Source organism: Paenibacillus sp. Leaf72 (genome assembly GCF_001422685.1).
Lineage (GTDB): Bacteria > Bacillota > Bacilli > Paenibacillales > Paenibacillaceae > Pristimantibacillus.
On the sequence record NZ_LMLV01000031.1, the window covers coordinates 235,808 to 257,998 of the forward strand.

20 protein-coding genes and 1 riboswitch are annotated in these 22,191 nt (G+C 48.2%); of the genes, 11 read left to right on the forward strand and 9 right to left on the reverse strand.

The features are described from left to right. The first annotated feature begins 44 nt into the window (after window positions 1-44). The 4 genes from ASF12_RS24410 (at window position 45) to ASF12_RS24425 (ending at window position 2,616) form a co-directional block, all read left to right on the forward strand. Window positions 45-431, forward strand: coding sequence for a DoxX family protein (locus ASF12_RS24410; RefSeq protein WP_056040464.1), 387 nt, complete (start codon window positions 45-47; stop codon window positions 429-431). Window positions 432-605: 174 nt separating this feature from the next. Continuing rightward, entirely contained in the window at window positions 606-1,130 is a 525-nt protein-coding gene (gene pssA, locus ASF12_RS24415; RefSeq protein ID WP_056040466.1) for a CDP-diacylglycerol--serine O-phosphatidyltransferase, read from the forward strand. Between the two features lie 7 nt (window positions 1,131-1,137). Further along, the gene (locus ASF12_RS24420; RefSeq protein ID WP_056040469.1) at window positions 1,138-1,629 is read left to right on the forward strand and encodes a DedA family protein; all 492 of its coding nucleotides are present in this window, start codon (window positions 1,138-1,140) and stop codon (window positions 1,627-1,629) included. A 222-nt stretch (window positions 1,630-1,851) separates the two neighbouring features. Next, on the forward strand, window positions 1,852-2,616 hold the full coding sequence (locus tag ASF12_RS24425) for a MerR family transcriptional regulator (RefSeq protein ID WP_056040471.1): 765 nt from the start codon (window positions 1,852-1,854) through the stop codon (window positions 2,614-2,616). A gap of 108 nt (window positions 2,617-2,724) precedes the next feature. Here ASF12_RS24425 and thrS read toward each other — a convergent pair whose 3' ends face one another. The 4 genes from thrS to ASF12_RS24445 all read right to left on the reverse strand — a co-directional run bounded on the left by thrS (window position 2,725) and on the right by ASF12_RS24445 (window position 6,873). Continuing rightward, a complete protein-coding gene (gene thrS, locus ASF12_RS24430; RefSeq protein ID WP_056040472.1) occupies window positions 2,725-4,683 on the reverse strand; it encodes a threonine--tRNA ligase in 1,959 nt (652 codons plus the stop codon). A 92-nt stretch (window positions 4,684-4,775) separates the two neighbouring features. Beyond that, a complete protein-coding gene (locus ASF12_RS24435) occupies window positions 4,776-4,994 on the reverse strand; it encodes a hypothetical protein (RefSeq protein WP_155973426.1) in 219 nt (72 codons plus the stop codon). A 63-nt stretch (window positions 4,995-5,057) separates the two neighbouring features. Continuing rightward, window positions 5,058-6,266, reverse strand: a complete 1,209-nt coding sequence (locus ASF12_RS24440) for an MFS transporter (RefSeq protein WP_056040477.1) — start codon at window positions 6,264-6,266, stop codon at window positions 5,058-5,060. Window positions 6,267-6,525: 259 nt separating this feature from the next. Continuing rightward, a complete protein-coding gene (locus ASF12_RS24445; protein ID WP_056040479.1) occupies window positions 6,526-6,873 on the reverse strand; it encodes a hypothetical protein in 348 nt (115 codons plus the stop codon). Between the two features lie 197 nt (window positions 6,874-7,070). Between ASF12_RS24445 and ASF12_RS24450 the strand changes: the two genes are divergently transcribed. The 5 genes from ASF12_RS24450 to ASF12_RS24470 all read left to right on the forward strand — a co-directional run bounded on the left by ASF12_RS24450 (window position 7,071) and on the right by ASF12_RS24470 (window position 13,367). Then, on the forward strand, window positions 7,071-9,323 hold the full coding sequence (locus ASF12_RS24450; RefSeq protein ID WP_056040481.1) for a heavy metal translocating P-type ATPase: 2,253 nt from the start codon (window positions 7,071-7,073) through the stop codon (window positions 9,321-9,323). A gap of 273 nt (window positions 9,324-9,596) precedes the next feature. After that, window positions 9,597-9,700: riboswitch (guanidine-I (ykkC/yxkD leader) on the forward strand. Window positions 9,701-9,813: 113 nt separating this feature from the next. Then, a complete protein-coding gene (locus ASF12_RS24455) occupies window positions 9,814-10,854 on the forward strand; it encodes an ABC transporter substrate-binding protein (RefSeq protein WP_056040482.1) in 1,041 nt (346 codons plus the stop codon). 91 nt (window positions 10,855-10,945) lie between these two features. Continuing rightward, the gene (locus tag ASF12_RS24460; RefSeq protein WP_056040484.1) at window positions 10,946-11,746 is read left to right on the forward strand and encodes an ABC transporter permease; all 801 of its coding nucleotides are present in this window, start codon (window positions 10,946-10,948) and stop codon (window positions 11,744-11,746) included. 1 nt (window position 11,747) lies between these two features. Then, window positions 11,748-12,560, forward strand: coding sequence for an ABC transporter ATP-binding protein (locus ASF12_RS24465; RefSeq protein ID WP_056040486.1), 813 nt, complete (start codon window positions 11,748-11,750; stop codon window positions 12,558-12,560). 24 nt (window positions 12,561-12,584) lie between these two features. After that, window positions 12,585-13,367 carry an N-acyl homoserine lactonase family protein gene (locus ASF12_RS24470; protein ID WP_056040488.1) on the forward strand — a complete coding sequence of 261 codons (783 nt, stop codon included), beginning with the start codon at window positions 12,585-12,587 and terminating at the stop codon, window positions 13,365-13,367. Window positions 13,368-13,387: 20 nt separating this feature from the next. On the opposite strand, the gene ASF12_RS24475 is transcribed toward ASF12_RS24470, so the two are convergent. After that, window positions 13,388-14,746 (reverse strand): aminotransferase-like domain-containing protein, encoded by a 1,359-nt coding sequence (locus ASF12_RS24475; RefSeq protein WP_056040490.1) that lies wholly within the window; start codon window positions 14,744-14,746, stop codon window positions 13,388-13,390. Between the two features lie 195 nt (window positions 14,747-14,941). Between ASF12_RS24475 and ASF12_RS24480 the strand changes: the two genes are divergently transcribed. Beyond that, complete coding sequence (locus ASF12_RS24480; protein WP_056040493.1) at window positions 14,942-15,898, forward strand: DMT family transporter; 957 nt, start codon at window positions 14,942-14,944, stop codon at window positions 15,896-15,898. A 147-nt stretch (window positions 15,899-16,045) separates the two neighbouring features. Here the strand turns inward: ASF12_RS24480 and ASF12_RS24485 are convergent, their stop codons facing one another. From ASF12_RS24485 to ASF12_RS24500, 4 genes are all read right to left on the reverse strand, one after another. Continuing rightward, complete coding sequence (locus tag ASF12_RS24485; RefSeq protein ID WP_056040494.1) at window positions 16,046-16,504, reverse strand: GNAT family N-acetyltransferase; 459 nt, start codon at window positions 16,502-16,504, stop codon at window positions 16,046-16,048. Between the two features lie 204 nt (window positions 16,505-16,708). After that, complete coding sequence (locus tag ASF12_RS24490; protein ID WP_056040843.1) at window positions 16,709-17,842, reverse strand: rhamnogalacturonan acetylesterase; 1,134 nt, start codon at window positions 17,840-17,842, stop codon at window positions 16,709-16,711. Between the two features lie 402 nt (window positions 17,843-18,244). Further along, window positions 18,245-18,493: a hypothetical protein gene (locus ASF12_RS24495; RefSeq protein WP_056040496.1), complete on the reverse strand. Its 249-nt coding sequence runs from the start codon at window positions 18,491-18,493 to the stop codon at window positions 18,245-18,247. A 96-nt stretch (window positions 18,494-18,589) separates the two neighbouring features. Then, window positions 18,590-19,564 (reverse strand): ring-cleaving dioxygenase, encoded by a 975-nt coding sequence (locus ASF12_RS24500; protein WP_056040498.1) that lies wholly within the window; start codon window positions 19,562-19,564, stop codon window positions 18,590-18,592. Window positions 19,565-20,122: 558 nt separating this feature from the next. Here ASF12_RS24500 and ASF12_RS24505 point away from each other — a divergent pair. Further along, window positions 20,123-22,102, forward strand: a complete 1,980-nt coding sequence (locus ASF12_RS24505) for a methyl-accepting chemotaxis protein (RefSeq protein WP_056040501.1) — start codon at window positions 20,123-20,125, stop codon at window positions 22,100-22,102. Window positions 22,103-22,191 lie beyond the last annotated feature (89 nt).

A 22,191-nucleotide genomic window follows, 5' to 3' on the forward strand; every position in this document is an offset into this window, starting at 1 on the left:
AACGAGTGTAATGGCGTATGTATACGAGGAAGGATGATTTATAAATGTTAGATTTAGGGTTATTAATAATCCGTTTAGTTATTGGACTCCTTATGATTGGCCATGGCTGCAAGAAGCTGTTCGGCTGGTTCGGCGGCGAAGGGATTCAAGGAGCAGCTGGTTTTTTTGAGGCGATTGGCCTCCGTCCTGGCGCAATGATGGTCGTATGCGCTGGACTTGCCGAGCTGATCGGCGGAGTATTATTTGCTTCCGGTCTATCGGTTGTGGCGGGTGCAGTGCTGCTGATTTTGACGATGATTGTTGCCATCGTCAAAGTACATGGCAGCAAAGGACTCTGGTCGGTTAACGGCGGGTTTGAGTACAATTTAGTGATGATGGCATCGCTGCTTGGTGTCGCCCTTGCTGGCGGAGGCGCCTATTCATTTATGTAAAGATGAAAATCGACATTAAAATTTAACATTGTCGTTTAATAAAGTGAATTAATAGGGATTTTGTCGTTAAAGATATAAAAGAGGGACAAGTGGACACATAAAAGTCACAGCCGCCTGTTACATTATTAACCTGCAAGTAAAAAAAGGATTTCATTCATCAAGGGGCTGATTGACATGAATAAAAACTGGCTGCCCTCCCTCTGTACATTATTGAATTTGGGAGCCGGGACATTGTCTTTACTTTTTACGATAAAAGCCGAGTATAAGCTTGCTTTCGCCATGGTTATGACGGCAGCTTTATGGGATGTACTTGATGGACTGCTTGCCAGATGGCTTCATTGTGCAAGCGACTTCGGCAAACAGCTGGATTCGCTGGCTGATCTGGTCTCCTTTGGAATCGCGCCTGTATTTCTGGTCCTGCTGTACAAGCTCGACGGTTCATTGTGGCTAGGGCCGATTGCCGCTGTATTATTTCTAGCTTGCGGCGCGCTGCGTCTGGCAAGATTCAATATAAAAGGCCAAGTGAAAGGTTTTGTTGGTTTGCCGATTACAGCCGCCGGGGTTATTTTGGCGCTTGCTCCTTTTTTAAATAGTCAAATGAAGCCTGCTGCTGCTCTCGCCTTAATGGGTCTGCTTTCTGTCTTAATGGTCAGCCGAATTCCATTTCCCGCCTTCAAAAAAGACTACGCAAGGAAGTGAGCCGGTTATGACTTTTGCCATAGAAATGATTTCTCAGTACGGGTATTACGCCGTCTTCGGGCTGCTTGCTCTCGGCATTATCGGGCTTCCGGTTCCAGACGAATTATTAATGTTATTTATCGGATATTTATGTTCGATTATGGTGTTAAATTATTCCATTTCCTTGCTGGTTAGTTTCACGGGAGCTATAACGGGCATGCTTTTAAGCTACACGCTGGGCAAAACATTTGGACAGCCTTTAATCGACAAGCATGGCAAGTGGGTCGGACTCACAACCAAACGTTTTGAAAAGGTAAAGGGCTGGTTTGCCCGCTTTGGCATATGGACGCTGTTTTTCGGCTATTTCATTCCGGGTGTTAGGAGCATGACCAGCTACATTTCCGGCATTACTTCAATGCCTTTCCGCAAGTATTTGCTCATTACGAGTCTCGGCTCACTTACATGGGTGCTTATTTTTGTTACGATCGGCTACTTTCTAGGCGCCAGCATTAAATTTTAAATCAAAACATAAATGTAAAATCAAAACGATTAAGCCCCATCAGAAGAACACTCTCTTCTGACGGGGCTTTTGGTTGTATTTCAGGCCAAGTAAATCTTCCCATTACCTCTTCATTATAGCGGATTCAGATGCTTTTTAAGTGTCCTTCTCCATCAGGGAAAAATAACGGTTGACCTTCACGCGCCGTCAACGTGTACGATAAATTTGTCAGGAGGTGAGCATATGGAATACACCATTCAGAAGCTAGGCTATTTGGCTGGCGTTAGTACGAGAACGCTGCGTTATTATGATGAAATCGGCCTATTGAAGCCGGCACGCATCAACTCTTCAGGGTATCGGATTTATGGACTGAGCGAGGTAGAGCTGCTCCAGCAAATTTTATTTTACAAGGAGCTTGGCGTCACCTTGGAGGAAATTAAAGCGATTATTACGTCGCCTAATTTCGACGTTCATGCGGCACTGCTGGAGCATCGCAGCAAGCTGCTTGAGCGCAGGCAGCAGCTCGATCAGCTCATTGCCAATCTCGACCAAACATTATTGCAGAAGGAAGGGAAACAAACGATGAACGATAAAGAAAAGTTCGCAGGCTTCAAGCAGCAGCTGCTGGATGACAATGAGGCCAAGTATGGCGAAGAAATCAGGGCCAAATATGGGGAAGCAGCCGTCAACCGCTCAAACGATGCTATTAAAAATATGACAGAAGCGCAGCACGCTGAAGTGGAAAAGCTCGGCGAGGATGTGCTGACGACGCTGGCGGCAGCCTTCCTGACAGGTGATCCTGCGGGCGAGCTGGCACAGAAAGCAGCTGACTTGCACAAGCAATGGCTGAGCTTCTACTGGGGCAGCTATTCGAAGGAAGCGCATGCTGGCGTTGCCCAAATGTACGTTGACGATGAGCGCTTCACTGCCTATTATGATGAGAAGCAGCCCGGTTCTGCTGCATTTTTACGCGATGCGGTGCTCGTTTACACAAGGCAGCCCTCTTAATCCAATGAAAAAGGACGGCACACCAAGCTTTATAGCCTGGATGCCGTCCTTTAGCTCTTTCCTGCTTTTTAGCTTATCGCCAGTAGAAAGTCCGGCAGCACAAGTCCGCTATACGCTCTCGTTAGCGTTCAGCTCTTTAGCTGCAACTTGCCGGGAAAGCAGCTCCACTAGCTGTGCGATGGACATCCCCTGCTGCTCATTCACGCCGCGCCTGCGAACCGAAACCGTCCCTTCGCTCGCCTCCTGGTCCCCGATTACGAGCGTATAAGGCACCTTCGCCAGCTGCGCCTCCCGAATTTTGTAGCCAAGCTTTTCGCTGCGAGCATCGACTTGCACACGAAGGCCTGCTTTCAGAAGCTGTTGTTTGACTTGCAGGGCATAATCCAAATGCACGCTTGAAACAGGAAGCAGCTTCACCTGTACGGGTGCGAGCCACAGCGGGAATGCGCCGCTGAAATGCTCTGTCAATATGCCCATAAACCGATCAATGGAGCCATATACGGCACGATGGATGACGACAGGTCGGTGCTTTCCTCCATCCTCGCCGATATAAGTCAAATCAAACTTTTCAGGCATTTGAAAATCAAGCTGGATTGTTCCACATTGCCAGCTGCGGCCAAGCGCATCGCGAATATGGAAGTCGATTTTCGGCCCATAAAAGGCGCCGTCTCCTGCATTGAGCATATAAGGGACATTTTGCTGGACCAGCACATTTTTGAGCGCTTCCTCCGCTTGATCCCATAATTGTGCCGAGCCCATGGAATCGGCTGGCCTAGTGGACAGCTCCACCCGATAAGTAAAGCCAAAGATCGAATAAATATCGTCAATGAGCGCCATTACTTTAGCGATTTCCTCCTCGATCTGATCGGGCCGGACGAATAAATGCGCATCATCCTGACAAAACGTCCGCACCCGCATCATGCCATTGAGCGCCCCGGAAAATTCATGGCGATGCACCTGTCCATACTCGGCAAGGCGGATCGGCAAATCTCGGTAAGAACGGAGCTCATTTTTGAATATGAGCATATGTCCCGGACAATTCATCGGTTTGAGGGCGAAAACCGCGTCATCAACATTTGTAAAATACATATTGTCTTTGTAATGCTCCCAATGACCGGACTGCTCCCATAACCGATTGTTCAGCATCAGCGGTGTACGAACCTCATCATAGGCCCGTTCGCGATGAATGCCGCGCTCCAGTTCCTCCAGCTCATTACGTATAATCATGCCATTCGGCAAATAAAACGGCATGCCAGGCGCTTCCTCCGAAAACATGAATAGCCCTAGCTCCTTGCCCAGCTTGCGGTGATCGCGCTTTTTCGCTTCTTCGAGCATATGGAGATGCTCCTCCAGCTGCTTGTTTTTCGGAAACGCTGTGCCATAAATGCGCTGCAGCACTTGGTTATTGGAATCACCACGCCAGTAGGCTCCCGCTGTGTGCAGCAGCTTGAACGCCTTAATCCAGCCAGTTGCTGGCAAATGCGGCCCGCGGCATAAATCGATAAATTCACCCTGTTCATAAAGGGAAATAACGGCATTTTCCGGCAAAGCTTGAATCAGCTCGACTTTTAGCGGCTCCTCTAGCTGCTCAAATAGCTGCAGCGCTTCCTCCCGGCTGACAACACGGCGAACGATCGGCAGATTTTGCTCTGCAATTCGGGCCATCTCCTGCTCAATGACGGCGAGCTGTTCATTCGGCAGCGGGCTTGCAATGGCAATATCATAATAAAAACCGTCGCTGATGACAGGCCCAATTCCGAGCTGAACCTCTTGCTTGCCATACAGCCGCTTCAACGCCTGCGCCAAAAGATGCGCTGTGCTGTGCCGATAAATTTCCAGCCCCTCCGGACTGTCCAAAATAATAATTTCCACGTCGCTGTCTGCCTCTATGGAATAGCTTAAATCAACAGCTTCCCCATTGATTTTCCCAGCGACGGCTTTTTTTCGCAGCCCCGGACTGATTGATTCAGCGAGCTGTTCCATTGTTGTCCCAACTGGGCACCTTCTAATTGCGCCATCCGGCAGCTTGATTTGTATGTGATTTTGATTTTCGCTTTGATTTTTCATCGCTTGAGCCTCCACTTCTGCCTATTTATGAACGCAAAAAAAACGCCTCTATCCCGGAAAGGGACGAGTGCGTTCGGCTCGTGGTTCCACCCTTATTCGACCTTATCGCCAGCTTGCCACAGCCCTTGCTGCAGCGCCCCGGATAAAAGGCCCTTATTGGTATCCGTTATCGCAGATAAAGCGGTGAAGCTTACTTTCGCACAAGGGAGCGGGTTCAGCAGCACGGCTGCAAAGGGGTAAAACCATATCCGGTATCCGAAGAAGCTTGCAGCAATCGCTTCTCTCTCTGGGCGGCCCGAAATTGGAATCATGTCTTTGGTCAATGCCAGTTATGAAGATGTAGGTATTATATTACGACTGCTGGTTTAAAAAAGTCAAGTAGAAAAATGTTTTTCGGAGGCTGGCTGGCCTGCAGCCGCTTTATTTTTCACGGAAAGCAGTGTAATTCCCATAATGAGCACAATCGCGGCAACCGCGATAAAAGGCAGATGTTTATCCACCTGATATAAGGTCGTGCTTAGTATCGGCGCGATCACAGCGGACACTCCTTGAACCGATGCAACCATGCCTGCGACGCCGCCTTGCTGCTCTGGTGAAACGGAAAGCGAAGCGCCCGCCATAAAGCCCGGCATCATCAATCCCGCACCAATTCCGAATATAAAGAAAGCCGTATAAAAACCAATTAAGCTCATAGCAAAAAGAAAAATAGCCATGCTGACGAGCAAAAGCAAAGCGCCAGCAAGAATGAGCGGCTTTGGCTGCCATTTTGTATTTTTCATTTGCAGCCCTTGGGTAATAATCATCGCGACTCCGCTAAATATGAGGCCAAGCGATACCACGCGTGCGGTTTCCTGCGTCGTCAAAGCGAGCTGATCCTGAAAATAAAAGCCGCCAATGACTTGCAAAGTGACGATGCTCAGCATCGTGGCAAGTCCAGCAAACAAATACAGACGAAGCCCTTTGGCGAACGGATTAACTTTGGGCGGCTTCTCTCGAATGACCGGTTTTTGAGCGGGAATTAACAAGAGGACGACAACAAAGGCAATAAGCGGCAGCGCAGCACCGATATATAACGGCCATAGCAGCCCAATCAGGACAAAAACACCCGCAATTGCCGGTCCGAGCACCAGTCCCAGCCCATTGGCAGCCCCGATTAAGGCCATGCCGGCCGAACGCCCCTTTTCATCGGTCACATCCGCCATATAAGCTTGTGCCGACGAAGGTACGGCTGGAATGAATAGTCCAACCATCGCACGCGCTGCGATCAGCAGCACAACCAGCAGCGTTCCATTTATCATTTTCGACAGCCCAGCATACATGATGACCGTGAACAAAATGTAGCTGACAAACATGCCTATAAAACCGATTAAAATGACCGGCTTCCGCCCTAACGAATCGCTTCTTCGCCCCCATACCGGAGCCATCACGGCCATGGCAATGGAACCTAAGGAAATAATTAAGCCCGAGTGTGTTTCGCTTAGTCCCAATTCGCGGATAAGCGGCGGCATGACAGGAGCTATAATCATCAATCCAACCATGGCAACAAAAACGCTAAAAAATATACTGAGTCTAATTCGTACCATTTTCACCACTTCTCCTTTCGCAGCTGTTGTTTTGGCGCTGCTCTGCTTAAAGCGTAACCCAATGCGAAAATAGCGGCTACCTTAAAACGGATTCTAAATACCGCTAAACGGATTATTATTTAATCGTGCAATCCATTTACATTATGATATATATGGAAATTAATTTATGAAAAGAAATAAAAAAAGACGTTTGCAGCGTTGGCAGTCTGAGCATAAACAATCTCAGTCCAACGGTTGCAATCGCCTTTTTGGGTGGAAATTATAGTTTATCAACCTGCAATAAAGAGATTTTTTTCGTTGTAAAGGTATCCTGCAGACTGGTTTCACTAATGACGTTTAGCTGCAGCAGGCTGGATACCTTTGCTGGGTCCACTTTGGAAACGAGGCGCCAGGCATCGGGCTCGGGAAGTGCTGCAAGCAGTTTCGCCTCATCGTATTCCCGCCTCTCCTGTGCGACAATTTTTACTTTATAGCGCCCTACAGTCAGCTCCCCTGCTTCCTGCTCTGCACAATAAGCTAAAATTTCCGTTCGCAGGCCAGCCAGCTCCTGCTCCAGTTCCTTTTGCTTCTGCTTAAGCTGGTAATATTTCTTCACCTTCTCGTTCAATTCATCACGCTCCTTCTACTCCCTATTTATATGCATTAGACACGCCGCTCCATGTCTTGCATAATCTGCTTTTAAACAGCTTTGCCTCATGATTCTGGAGCTAATTGGCAAAGATAGGTTTGACAGATGCTGTCATCGAGGCATATTATTTATATATGAGCACTTATTCATACATTGATAGGAAAGAGGGCTGAATCATGGTTGAGTATCGTGTTAAAGGTCTGACCTGCGGCCATTGCGCCCATACGATGGAGACGGAAATTCAAAAATTGACGTTTGGCGAAGATGCCAAGCTCAGCTATAATTCGGGCAAGCTGCTTGTCAATGCGCAAATTTCGATGCAGAAGGTTGAACAAATTTTGAAGTCGGAAGGCGCTTATTTAGAGAAGCTTTCTGCTCCCGCTGCCGTTAAAGGATCGGGATCGGCCCATAGCGCTGATTCTCATGCTCATTCGGCTCATGACCACGCTTGCCATGACGGTCATTGCCATGAGGAAGCTGCTCATTCGCATGGCGACAGCCATGCTCACGACGACCATGGACATGATCATAGCCATGGAGGCGGAAACTCCCATATGCTGAAGCTGCTGCTTGCTTCCGGCGTACTCTATGGCGGAGCGCTGCTGCTGGAGCAGGCGCTAAGCGCACCACTGTTAATCGCTTTATACTTGGCAGCCATTGCCATCAGCGGTTATACGACCTTTTGGCGCGGACTGCGCAATTTGTTCAAGTTAAAATTCAACATTGATACGCTAATGACCATTGCGCTTGTTGGCGCCATCGCCATCGGCGAGTGGAAGGAAGCGACGCTCGTCGCCGTATTGTTCGGCGTCAATGAATGGCTGGAAGGCTACGGCATGGAGAAGGCGCGGCGTTCAATGGAGACGCTGCTGCAGGTAGCGCCAAAGGAAGCGACCAAGCTGATAGATGGAAAGGAATTGGTTATTCCCATTACCTCGCTGAAGGCGCAAGACATCGTCCGCGTCAAGCCGGGCGAGAAAATCCCATCGGACGGTGCTGTTACGGAGGGGAAAAGCTCGGTCAACGAAGCTGCCCTTACTGGCGAGTCGCTTCCGGTCGACAAAGCAGCTGGGGATACCGTATTTGGCGGCAGCATTAACAATGAAGGCGTACTGATCATTCGAATTGATAAAGCCTATGAGGATTCCTCGCTAGCAAAGATTTTGCATTTGGTTGAGGAAGCCCAGGAAACAAAGACGCCAACCGAGCTGTTTATTAATAAATTCGCCAAATATTATACGCCGCTTATTATGGCCATTGCTTTGCTTGTGGCTCTGCTTCCTCCTCTGCTGCTGCAAGGGGATTGGACAAAATGGCTTTATCAAGGCCTTTCTGTGCTAATTGTTGGCTGCCCATGCGCCCTTATTCTCTCTTCGCCCATTGCCATCGTTTCGGGTATTACGCGCAATGCCCGAAACGGCATTTTAATTAAAGGCGGCGTATATTTGGAGCAGCTTGGTAAAATCGATACGATTGCCGTTGATAAAACAGGCACCTTAACCAAAGGTGAGCCGCATGTCGTACAGGTGGAAGTTTATGAGGATGCACTTTTCTATAAGGTTGCCGGCGCGATGGAGCGCTCCTCCTCCCATCCGCTCGCTAAAGCGGTTATGAAGACTGTGCAAGAGAGCGGAGTCAGCTTGCCAGAGCCAGAGGAAATGATCAATGTAGCCGGCCGTGGAATGGAAGCTGTCATTGATGGAGAGCGCTACTGGCTCGGCAATGAGAAAAGCATCGCGCATTTAAGTTTTCCTGATCAGGTGCGCCACACGATCGAGCAGATGAAAGCGTCTGGACTCACGCTCGTCATTGTTGCAAATGCCAATCGAGTGCTTGGCGTGTTCGGAATCGCTGACGAAATTCGCGAGGAAAGCCGTGCGGTCATTGCTGCGCTTCATCAGCAGGGCATTAAACGTACGGTCATGCTGACGGGCGATCACCAAAAAACGGCCGATAAGGTAGCTTCGGCTGTCGGGGTATCTACTTTCTACGCAGGGTTGCTCCCTGAGGATAAAGTAGCGCGCATTAAAGAGCTTGGGGAAAGCGGCAAAGTCGCTATGATCGGTGACGGCATCAATGATGCTCCCGCTCTTGCCTCTGCCCAGCTTGGCATTGCCATGGGCAAGGGCACAGACAGCGCTATTGAAACAGCGGACATTGTGCTCATGCAGGATCATTTGGGCAAGCTGCCCGAGGCTATATCCGTTGCCAAGCAGGTAAACCGGGTGATTCGCTTCAACATTGCGGTTTCACTCGGGCTTAAGGTGCTTGCGCTGCTGCTGACCATACCAGGCTGGCTCACGCTGTGGATTGCCATTTTATCCGATATGGGCGCCACTATTTTCGTCACCTTGGTCAGCTTGACTATTCTCATCCCGCTGCGCAAAGCTCATGCGGTAAAATTAAGCAGCAGCAAGCCGCTGAAATAGAGACAAATTTTCGTTGTTGATTGGCTGGCCATTTTTAAAAAGGCAGAGGAACGGGCGCGCAAGGCCCTCTCCTCTGCCTTTTCTCTTTTTTCTCTCCTATTTCGTTATGAATATAGAAAAACAACGAAATTATCCAACGCCAAACATAACTTATAGATAACATATTGAGTTAACTAATTGGTTATTCTCTTAAATAAATTTAATATTTCATAAAAACTCTTGTCAAAATCAACTTTTAAATGTTAGTATACATTACATTAACTGAATAACGGTTTTACAGTTTACTAGGGTTCCGCCAATTTGGGTCAGGTCCGAGAGTAAACCGCTGCCGCTACCTTAATGCGTCAGTGACACGGAGGGATAAAAACCCGGGAGATTATTTCATAAATAATCTCCCGGGTTTTTATTTTTATTAGGGAGGTGCCTGTGCTTCAGTCTTTTAGAACGATTGGATAAGCAAGCCGATAACGAACACTTGGAGGAATCACCCATGACAAAAAAGCATATGTTTACAACGCTGTCACTTCTCTTCTCCGTAATGCTCCTCATTGCTGGATGCGGAAGCAATAACACACCTAGCCAATCCCCCGCTCTTACAGCTTCCCCATCCGGCGCACAAACCGCGGGTAACAACAGCGAAGGCGGCTCCAAAACGATTCGTTTCGGCTATAGTCCCTGGATCGGCTCTGCAGGGGCGATCATCGCCCAAGCCAAAAACCTTTTTGCGGAGAAAGGCGTTAACGTCGAATTTGTAAAAATGGAAGGCAGCACAAAGGATGCCTTTATGTCAGGCAAACTGGATGTAGTCGTGCAGTCGCTCGATGCTGTCGTGCAGATGAAATCGAAGGAAAAGGCTGATGACCCGATCCAAATTATTGCGGTCGTCGACAAATCCAAAGGTGCAGACGGCATTATTGCCAGTCAGTCCGTTATTTCTTTGGCCGAGCTTAAAGGCAAAAGCGTAGCCGTATCCATTGGCTCTCTCGCCCACTTTCTGCTGCTCCACGCCTTGGATACGGTTGGATTGCAAGAATCGGATGTCAAAATTGTAAATATGGACAACAACCTTGCCGGCTCGACCTTCATGTCCGGACAAGTTGACGCAGCGGTAACATGGGAGCCCTACCTATCTCAGGCGGTAGAAAAAAATGGACATCTGCTCTACTCCACAGCTGATGCACCTGATCTCATTGTCGATACTCTCGTAACCAAGAAAAGCATCATTGACCAATATCCAAATGAGCTGAGAAAAATGGCGGAAGCCTTTGATGAAGGCCTTGCGTTGTTCAACAATGGAGACGAAGGCAAGCAGCTTGTTGGCGATGAGCTTGGCATGGACCTCGAGGCTGTTAAAGGTACAGCTGCAACACTCGATTTGGCTACACTTACGGATTCCCAAAAAATGCTCATGGAGGATCAGGCAGCTTGGGAGAAGCAAATGGCTGAATTTGTACAATTTTTTATCGAGCAAAAAATATTGACCGAGTCGTTTGACACAAGCAGCGCCATTAATCCTTTCCTGTTTAAATAAACAGCTAGCTATGTAAAATATCGATGCGAATGGACGCGGCTGGGCCACTTCTGCGTGCTATCCGTTCGCATAAACAGGAGGAACAACATTGATGGACACCTTATCCAACCTTTTTAAAATCCGTGGGGAGATGAGCCGTAAAGCTTATTTGGCTACTGTTGTCGGTACCTTCGCCGCCGTGTTTGTGGTGTGGAGTTTATTAAGCTACTCTCAGCTGGTCGATCCGACCTTTCTGCCAACGCCTGGCACAGTCGGCAAAACCTTTTGGAGCAGCGTCCAGAGCGCTGATTTCTGGAGCTACGTCGGCATTAGCTCCTACCGGGTGCTCATGGGGTATTTGTTCACCTGCCTTCTTGCTATTCCACTCGGCATTTTGGCAGGTACGTTTAAATTTGCTGAAGCTGTGCTTGTACCGCTTACCGAATTCATTCGTTATATGCCCGCCACTGCCTTTATTCCACTCATTATTGTTTGGATTGGGCTTGGGGAGCCCGCAAAAATTATGGTCATTTTCGTAGGCTGCTTCTTTCAAATGCTGCTGATGGTTGCCGACAATGCCCGCGCAGTATCCAATGATTTGCTGCAGGCCTCCTATACGCTTGGCGCCAATAAGCTGCAGGTGCTTCGCAAGGTGCTCCTCCCTGCACTGCTGCCGGAGCTTATGAATACGATGCGCCTTATAATGGGATGGGCATGGTCTTACCTCATCGCATCCGAACTATTTGCCGCCAGCTCCGGGCTAGGATTCATGATTATTAGAGCGCAGCGCTATTTGCAGACGGATATGATTTTCATGGGCATACTCGTTATCGGCATGCTCGGACTCATCATTGATCGTTTGTTTGCTTTACTCAACAAGAAGCTATTTCCATGGGCAGAAGGAGGTCGCTAAGATGAATATTTTCCCCTCGCAAACGGAGCCGCATACAGCCAGCGCAAGCCAAGCAGCCAGATCCAGCAAAATTATCATCGACAGCCTGTCCAAAACCTACACAACCAAATCCGGCAGCTTTACTGCGCTGGATCAAGTTTCAGCACATATTTTAGAAAATGAATTCGTGACGCTCGTTGGCCCGTCCGGCTGTGGCAAGTCAACGATGCTCCGGGTGCTTGCGGGCCTTGAGGAAGCAAGCTCCGGCAGCGCCTCCATAGCGGGCAGGCGAATAACCGGGCCTGGCGCAGACCGCGGCGTTGTTTTCCAATCCTATACGCTGTTTCCTTGGCTCACCGTACGCGACAATATTGAATTTGGCTTGGAGCTGAAAGGAACTCCCAAGCTGCAGCGGCGCGAAGTGTCGGATAAATATTTGGAGCTGGTCGGCTTGACGAAATTTGCTGATGCTTATCCGAAGCAGCTGTCGGGTGGAATGAAGCAGCGCGTCGCCATCGCCAGAGCATTAGCCAATTCTCCGGAAATGCTGCTGATGGATGAGCCTTTTGCCGCTCTGGACGCCCAGACACGCAGCGATATGCAGGAGCTGCTCATGAACATTCAAAAGCATGAGCACGCCACTATTTTGTTTATTACGCATGATATTGATGAGGCCATCTTTCTATCTGAGCGACTATATGTGATGAAAAGCCGCCCAGGGCGCATCGTCCGCGAAATTGAAATTCCGGCTGCTATGCGCCAAAATAAAGCGCTCCGAGATTCAGAGCCCTTCATTCAATTAAAACGGGAAATTGTAGATTTACTTCATGCCTGACCGTGAAAAAAAGGAGGATCTTTAATGACATCAATTAAACGCTTCTATGTCCTGCTAGTAGGATATGAAATGGTGCCCAAGTCGTTGTCGCTGCGAGGCGGCGATAGCCGCATTATGATTGCAGAGCCGATATGCTGTTATTTGGTTGATACCGATACAGGATGGATTTTAATGGATACAGGCTTAGATGAATCGAGGCTCCGCGATCCCGAGCTCGCGAAGCAATTTTATATGAGCCGCGGCTGGAGCGCCCTTCCTGTCGTCCGTCCCACCCACTCGCTTCTGGATCAGTTGAACGCCATTGGTGTTCAGCCAGCCGATGTTACCCGCGTGTTTCTTTCTCATATGGAAGCCGATCATACTGGTTATTTGAAGCTTTTCCGGCATGCCAAAGTGTACGTTCAACGCGCAGAGTATATTTTCGCCACGGAGACGCCGCCCTTCTTGGGCAATATTACGGAGGATTATGACTTTCCAGATATCGATTGGCAGCTTCTCGATGGCGACGCCGAGCTGGTGCCTGGCCTGCAAATCATTTCAACACCCGGACATACGCCGGGCCATCAATCTGCTGTCGCAACGCTGCCAAGCGGGACAAGGCTCGTGCTCACGTTCGATGCTGGCGATTTCCTCGAAAACTTTGAGCAGGAACAGCTGCCGGGCTCAGCAAGCGGTGGCGACGAGGCGGCGCTCGCCTCCATCCGCAGGCTGAATGAGCTGGCCAAACAGTCTGGGAGCATGCTTTTTCCCTTTCATGATCCCGTCTTTATTCAAGGTGTTAAGCTCGCCCCACTCTATTATGAATAGAGGAATATAGCTCATTCGTGTTAATAAAAATGATTAGCCCGCTTTACTTCCTCCACAATAGCCGTTATGCCCTCATCGATTTGCCCTTCACTGGCCCGGGAGATGCTGATTCGCAAAAACTTCTCCCGCTCCAGATACCCTAGCAAATAAAAGCCTTTCCCGTCGACAGTCCGAATATGCTTTGCTGATAGCCGTTCCATGAGTTGTTCCATATTGACGGTAATAGGCAGTTTATATTGGGTGTAGATGCCCGAACTCACTCCAGAAGCTTGAATAAGCCCTGCTCCATTATGCCGATCGAGCGCTTCGTTCAGCAACAGCATTCGCGAGGTGTACAGGCTGCTTATGGCGCGCTTATGGCGTTCATACATCCCATTTTTAATATAAATGTCCAATGCCGCTTGGGAGAGGAATGACGTATCGCCGTATTTTTTATGGCGGTAAAACGTTTCAATGAGCTGTTCCGGCAATACAGCAGCCCCAAGGCGCAAGCCGGGAAAAATGATTTTCGAGAAGCTTTTCAAATAAACGACATGCTCCGTCAAATCATAGCTATAAATCGGATCAAACCCCCGTTCCACCCCTAGATCTGCCATATAGTCGTCCTCGACAATGTACACATCGTATTTTTTCGCCAAGGCAGCAATTGCTTTCCGTTCCTCGGTTGTGTAGGAGGTCCCCAGCGGATTATGATAACGCGACATCGTGTAAAAAAATTTAATATCCTCGTCGCGAAATAACCGCTCCAGCTCCTGCAAGCTGATCCCAGACGTGGTGCGGGCAATGACCGCTGTCGGCAGCTGCTCGATTTCCAGAAATCGCAAATAAAGATTATAAGTCGGCTGTTCGACGAGAATGGTTTGCTTGCCGTTTGGGAAAGGCATTTTCGCCAATATTTCCAGCGCCTGCTGAGCGCCTGACGTCACGAAAATCCGCTCGGTTTTCGCAAACACCTGATCATTAGCCAAATGGCGAACGAGCGTTTCGCGAAGCTCGGCCATTCCTTGAGGATCGCCATACGTAAACAAATGATATTTGTACGTATCAATGGCTTTGTTCAAGCAATGCTGAAAATCCAAATACGGAAACACAAACAAATCCGGCGATGCCGATGAAAAATCGATGCCCTCTCTTTGAATGTCGAATTCATTTTTCCCGCTTCCGCCGCCATCCTTGTCCACCACATAATAGCCGCTCTGCGGGATAGAATAAATCGCATGGCGCTTCTCCAGCTCTGCATACGCACGGGTAATCGTATTTGTGCTGCATCCGTACTGCTCCGCAGCTTTGCGAACAGACAGCAGCTTGCTGCCTGGACGGTAATGCCCGTCGCGAATTTTCCCTTCCATGTCGGATAAAATCGCAAAATACTTTTTCATACTGCCCCTCCCTGCTCCTGTTACTGCTCTAGCTGTCTTCCTTCTCCCATGATTATACCGCATATCTCCCAACTGTATTGATACAGTTCGCGAAATCAGCTATCGTGCGGCACTGCCGAATGGTTTATCTTTAAATTAACAGATGAGCCGTTCGCGAACACGACCTCGCTTAACCTTAGGAAGGAAGTCATACCTATGAAAGATAAAAGTATTAAGCTCGCCTATATATTCGCTGTATTAAATGCCGTCATTATCGGATTCTCCTTTTTATTCGCCAAGCTGTCGCTCGGAAGCGCCCAGCCGCTAGACACGCTCACGTTCCGGTTTGCATTTTCGTTTCTCATCATGACAATCCCTGTAGCACTGGGCATGATTAAGCTGAATTATCGCGGCAAGCCCCTTTTTAAAGCGCTGCTGCTCGCAGCGATGTATCCGCTCGGCTTTTTCACCCTTCAGGCTTTTGGCCTGCTGCATGCAAGTTCCGCTGAAGGCGGCATTTTATATGCCTTTACGCCCGTTGTGACGATGATCATCGCCTCCATCTTTCTGAAAGAAAGGACGTCCTTGCTGCAAAAGCTATCGATTTTCCTCTCGGTATTTGGCGTTGTGTTCATTTTCATGATGAAGGGCAGCAGCATCGACTTATCCAATATGCTTGGCATTTCCCTGCTGTTTCTGACCTGCTTCGCGTTTGCCGGCTATAGCGTGCTTGCACGCTCGCTTTCCAAGCATTTTAGCCCAGCTGAACTTACGTATTTAATGCTTGGAATTGGTTTTGGCGTGTTTCTCTCTATATCATTGGTGCAGCACACGACTGCAGGGACGATGGACAGCTTCCTTACGCCGCTGCGCAGCGGATCATTCCTGCTATCCATCTTCTATTTGGGCGTTATTTCCTCGCTCATCACTTCTCTGACGTCCAATTACATTTTGGGACGGATCGAAGCTTCGAAAATGAGCGTGTTTACCAATTTATCGACGATCGTATCTATGGCGGGCGGTGCCCTTTTCCTCGGGGAAGAGCTGACGATGTATCATGTCATCGGTTCGCTGTTCATTATTGCGGGGGTTGTCGGCACTAATCTGCTGGGCAGCAAGCGTAAACGGCTGTCGCCGCCAGAGGGCGGCGAAGCGACCGTTTCGAGGGTGTAATATAAGGCGATTATAAGGGTGAAACTTATACATTCTTATATTAAAAAATCCGCCAGAGCGGCTGTGCTAGTGCCTCAAGCCTAAATAAGGCAAAAACAAGCTGCTTGGCGAATCTGTATAAATAATTCATGGCATTAACTAATTAGTTTATAACGTTAAATAATAATGCTTATACTCTGCATCTTGTGTATAGCCATTGCGTTCATACAGCCGCTGAGCCTGCACATTCATAACAGCGGTAGACAGCTCAATGCCTTTCGCTTGCAGCAGGCTGGCATAGCTTCTTGCCTGGTCCAGCAGCAATTGGGCTACGCCTTGCTTTCTGTGGGATTCCAAAACGTATAGATCGTTTAAAATATAGGAACGCTGCATTGATATCGAGGAGAATACAGGATACAACTGGGTAAAGCCGGCTGCCTCCCCACTCCCGGAATGCTTGGCCATAAAGATGACCGAATCCCGCTGCTCAAAGCGATTGAATAAAAAGCGGCGCGCTCCCTGCACATCCGGGGCTTGTCCATAAAACATACGGTACAAATCAAATAACATAGCCGCTTCATCCAACTGCTCTATCCCTGCTTGCTCAACAACATAAGTATTTTCCATTTTTCAGCCTCCTGTCTGAGTAGTATATCAAATCTCTATGCAGGAGAAAACAAGCGTAAACGGCTTTCGCCGACCTTTGGCGGCAAAGCTACCGTTTCGAGGGTGGAATATAGAGAAAGAATAGAAAAATTATATACTTTCCTATATTTTAAATGAAAAATAGCCGGCATGCCGCGAATTTCTCGCTGCACACCGGCTATTTTCTTAAAAACCGCTCAAGCCTTGGCTGCTTAGATTGTTTTTCACAAGCTGGGCGAGCTTCTGGGCACCTGCGTAGTTTGGATGCAGCGAATCGCCACTCATGTATAGGTTCAAAGTCGCTGCAGGGCCAATGGAGGTGAAATAGGCCGAGCTCAGCACATTGAGATCAACGAGCGTCACATTTTCCTCGGCAGCCAGCGCCATTGTCGCGGCTCTGTACCATCTTCCCGTTGAGCTGTGAACATTGCTCGCATTAAAATCAGTAGCGCGGCCTTGCGGCGTGGAAAGGACAACGGTCGCTCCCTTCGCCTTGACCTGAGTAACCATATCGCGCATAATTTCCTTGAACTGAGCTTCGGTCGTTTCATTTTTCGCATTCGTATCGTTTATGCCGAACTGGAGAATGAAATAATCGCCCGGTTTAATATATTTTAAAATCGCTTCCAGCTGTCCATCATCCCGGAACCCTCGCGCGAATTGCCCGCCTGTCGCCATATTCCGCACCTTGAACGTGCTGCCGTTTACATATTGCTCCAGCATTTGCCCCCAGCCGCCCTGTACGCTGCTTGCCAGTGGATAGTAATTCGCGACCGTGGAGTCGCCGCCAATATAAATCGTCCGGTTCGTTACCGGATTGTTCGAGATTTTCGTAATTTCCAGCGAGCTAAGCGTAAAAACAGTACCCGCCTTGCCTTCCGTTACCAAAATATTAAGCTGACCATCGGTAATTGGAATTTGAAAAGAGTCCGTCGCATTATTGCCTGTCATATTCATAATTTGATAAACGCCTTCTGCGGCCACACTCGCTCTCGACGTATTGCCGAGCATAACCTTCACTTCGTACAGGCCGTTCGACAAATCTACATTAAATGTATTTGTACTCTTCGTACCGAATGTCAGGAATCGTACTGCATCACTGCCTACACCCGTACCGGAAGCGCTTACATTTTGCATATTGGCTGGTGTGTTGAAGCCATAACCGGTCGAAGCCGAATAGCCGAGCGTAGCGGAGACGCCAATGTAGCCAGAGGCCACACCGCCATTGCCGAAATCAAATTTATAATTGTCCGCTGCGCTAGCCTGCTCCCCCTGCCCCAAGCTTATCCCCCCAAGCAGCAAAGTAAATGCCAAGCACATTAAAAAAGCTTTTGACCAGCGTTTCTTTGTCACTTCAATTCCTCCTTTTTAATAGGTTGTCCTATACAGATGCGACGATATGGAAGCGCATTCAAAAAGGACCTTATAGGAACTTTACCATAAATATCCTTCATTTTCTACATGGTTACAAAAAATAGAATATTTTCTTATCTCCATATGACAAATAGCCCCCGCTATTACGAGTCTAGTTTTTTCCCAGACCTAAGCCCTGTAAAATTGACATCTTGTAGAACTGGAATGGCAACTAACTTGGCAAGTTCTGCGTTTTGCTGGTGATCCTATATTTAAACACAAAATAAAATAGAGCATCCGGAAGAGCTTCCGAATGCTCCATCCAACCTAATAAATGGGTTGCGTGTTTATTAGCTTTTGGGCAAGTATTTACCCATTTTCTTGTTCTAATTCCTTAATCGCCGTATATACAGCCTGCTTAATCTCTTCGGGTTCATTGTACAAATCTTCTGGAAACTGCACAGAGGCAATGCTTCCTGGCTTAACGACAATGTCCTGAAGCTTCACTTCAAATTTAAAGCCATCAACGAAATCTATAGCGTCACGATCACGATAACAATACTTTCCGGAAACATCTTCTTCGTCAACGATCAGTACCGCATTTTCAGTCAGCTTCAATGCTTTTCCCCCATTCCATTCGCTTTACACATTAGTATAAAAGAATTTGGAGAACAATGACAACTCAGCAAGCCTCATTTCAGTAGGCCTTATGCCTTATGACTTTAGCGTCGTATCAATCGGTTTCAACCGTGCTTCGATTGCTTCGCGGCGCGGTTCCAGAAACGGAGGAAGCGCAAGCGATTCACCAAGCGTCTCGAAAGGCTCGTCGGTTACAAAGCCTGGACCGTCTGTAGCCAATTCGAACAAAATGCCATTCGGTTCGCGGAAATATAACGAACGGAAGTAGTAGCGCTCCACAAAGCCGGAGTTTTGCAAGCCCGCCTTATTCAGCACGTCGATCCACGCCATTAGTTCTTCCTTATCCTCTATGCGGAAGGCAACATGGTGAACACCGCCTTTGCCAAGGCCAGCAACGGATAAATCGCTGCGCGGCTCTACCTGTATTTCAGAGCCAGAGCCACCCTCATGAGCCTGCATAATAATAATATCGTCCTGTCCTTCGACGAGAGCAGGAACGCGGCCTGTTTCTTCAAAGCCCAGCAGCTTAAGTGCGTCAACAGTTGAATCAGGCTTGCGGACGGTCAGTTTTACAGGACCAAGACCGGTAATTCCGTATTCTACCGGCACAGGGCTTCGATCCCAAGGTGTTCCGGCTGCAACCCCGCTGTTCGTTTCATCCGAGACAAGAGCAAGCTGCTGCCCTTCTGGATCTTCAAAAAAGATGACGCTGCGACCGGCAAATGGCGTAATTTCCGAATGTTTAACCTCGTGCTGGTCAAAACGCTCAAGCCAATATTCCAGCGCCTTGTCGCTTGCTACACGCAGCGATGTACCGGAGATGCTGCTAACGCCTAGACGATTGCTGCCAATGCCGGGGAAATCAAAAAACGTCAATTCCGTACCCGGATTGCCTCTCTCATCGCCATAAAAGAGATGGTAAGCCGAGGTATCGTCCTGATTTACCGTCTTCTTAATCAGTCTCATGCCAAGCACTTGCGTGTAGAAGCTATAGTTTAAGGATACGCTGCCTGTCATGGCAGATAGATGGTGGATTCCTTTTACGTTCATTATAAACACCCTTTCGAGTTATATTGTAACTTTATAATTGTAAGTATATAACCTTTCGGTTAGAAAAGCAAGTCTTCCCCGCTGCCCATGCCCGCTTGCTAATAAACACGTCAAAAAGCCGGAGCAGCACGTTCGCATGCTCCGGCTTTCCGTCCTCCTTATGCATTTTGCATTCAGGACTTTCCCGATTTGTTCGCCAGCCCGATGATCATGATGACAAGCACGAGTAATTGAATGAGTAGCTCAGCGCTCATTTTCATACCTCCATTGCTGTTCAAAATGCTCCTTCGTTCCGGCTTCTCCTCTGCAAGTGACTTGAAACTTCGCTCCCACTTTATATGTATGCGGCAGCTGTGGTCAATATGACCCTGCTTTCAGAAAGTGGTTACCTTAAGTATTCCAATAATGGATCAAGCATCCTATTACACGGATTTTTCATTAGATTTTTAATGAAAATTTATTTTATTGCAAAATTAGTATTAATATTATTGCATGCTTTGACGATATAGTCCTTAAGTAACAAATTCACAAATTTACCAATTCAATAGAGGTGACTGAATGAAACTCAAAATGAAATTAATGTTAATGTTTGCGATAACAGTCCTTTTTGCTGCCACCCCATTAGTTGCGGTGGGGCTTTATCAAATTGAGAAGCAGGCTGCCCGCGGGGTAGATGCCAAGCTCGATGGAGCAATGGCTTCCGCTGCCAACCAACTTGACAGCTGGCTGAGCAGCAATGCAAAAGTAGTAGAAACGCTCGGTTTTGCAATTCAGGAAGGCATTCCCGAAGGCGAACTCACTGAAAATTATTTTTCAATTATGAATCTCGGTACGAACAAAGAAAACATGTCTGACTTTTACTTTGGCAGCGAATCGGACGGAACATTCATGAATGGCGCTGTTTGGTCGCCGAATACTGGCTACGACTCTCGCCAGCGTCCATGGTATATAGAGGCCAAACAAGCGAACAAGCTCATCTTTACTGATCCGTATCAGGATACGATGACCAAACAATTCGCCGTATCGATTGCTATGCCGGTAAGCGGCAAAAATGGCGGCATCCAAGGCATCGTTGCAGGCGACCTGCTGCTTTCGACTATTACGGAAACGGTAGAAAAAATTAATTTGGATGATCTTGGCTATGCTTTTCTGCTGGATAAGAAGGGCATGATTTTAGCACATCCTGATGAACAGCAGGTCAATACATCTGCTGCGGAAAATGCGGAGCTGAAGCCGTTTCTTGCAGGCATGCAAGCTAATGAAATGGGCCAGCAAACCTTCAGCTTTGAAGGTGAAACCTATTTGCTTTACTACAACCAAATACCTAGTACCGGCTGGATTGTAGGCTCCGTCATTTCAGAAAAGGTTGCTTTTGCCGATTATTACAAGCTTCGTAATCAATATATTGTCATTATTTTTGCTACATTGCTTATCGTCTTGGCGGCATCTTACTTTATAGCCACGCGCTTCGTCAAACCGCTGCAAAGGCTGCGGGCAACGTCCCAGCAAATGTCGGAAGGCGATTTTACCGGGAGGGTGACTTTAAAAGGCAAGGATGAATTTGCTGAGCTGGGCACAGCCTTTAATCACATGTCAGATAAATTAGGTGTCCTGCTCAAGCAGGTTGCCGAGTCTGCGAGCCAAGTTCACAGCGTCTCCATTGAAATGGACGAGCATACGAATAATACGCGCAGGATATCTGAGCAAATTGCCTTGGCAACGGAAGAGCTGGCGAAAGGCTCAAGCTCGCAGGCCGATTCCGTCTATGCAGGCTCCGAGCGGCTGTCTGAAATGAGCGAATCTGCCCGCGGCATCAGCCACAGTGTGGAACAATCCGTCGCGATGATAAATGAAGCAGGAAGCGCAATGAATGCAGGCCTGCAGGCCGTGGATCATCAGGTGAAGCTTGCAGCAGACAACCGCCAGTCGATTGATCGCGTTGGCAAGTCTATCGCCCTGCTTGTAGATAAATCGCAAAAAATTGAAGTTATTGTCGGTATTATTCGCGGCATCGCCTCCCAAACGAATTTACTTGCCTTAAATGCGGCTATTGAAGCAGCGCGGGCTGGCGAGAACGGACGAGGGTTTGCAGTCGTGGCAGACGAGGTCAGGAAGCTTGCTGAGCAGTCTACTGGCTCCGCTGGCGACATCATTGTGCTGCTGGATGAAATTCAGGCGGCTAGCCGTCAGAGTGTAAGCGAGGTGTCGCATGCGGAAGGTTTTGTGGAGCAACAAGTAGCAGCGGTAAATGAGACGCGGGATTCGTTCGAGCGAATTCAACAATCCATTGACGGTATTGGCAGCCAAATTCGAGCCGTCTCTGTCTCGACGATGGAGCTGGACGATAATGCCGGCAAAATTTCGGAGGTCATAGCCAGTGTAGCTGCCATGTCGCAGCAAAGCGCAGCTTCGACGGAAGAAGTTGCTTCCTCGACGCAGGAGCAGTTTGAATTTATTTCGAGCATTTCTGAGCGATCAAATGAGTTGACCCAGCATGCCAATGCACTCTTTGAAGAAGTGAAAAAGTTTAAAATTTAGCTAGGGCGTGTATGCAAACGTAAGCAAGCCAGATCGTGATCAAATTTAGCGTCAAACGTTTGGCCTCTGCTAGTGAATATACCCTGAAC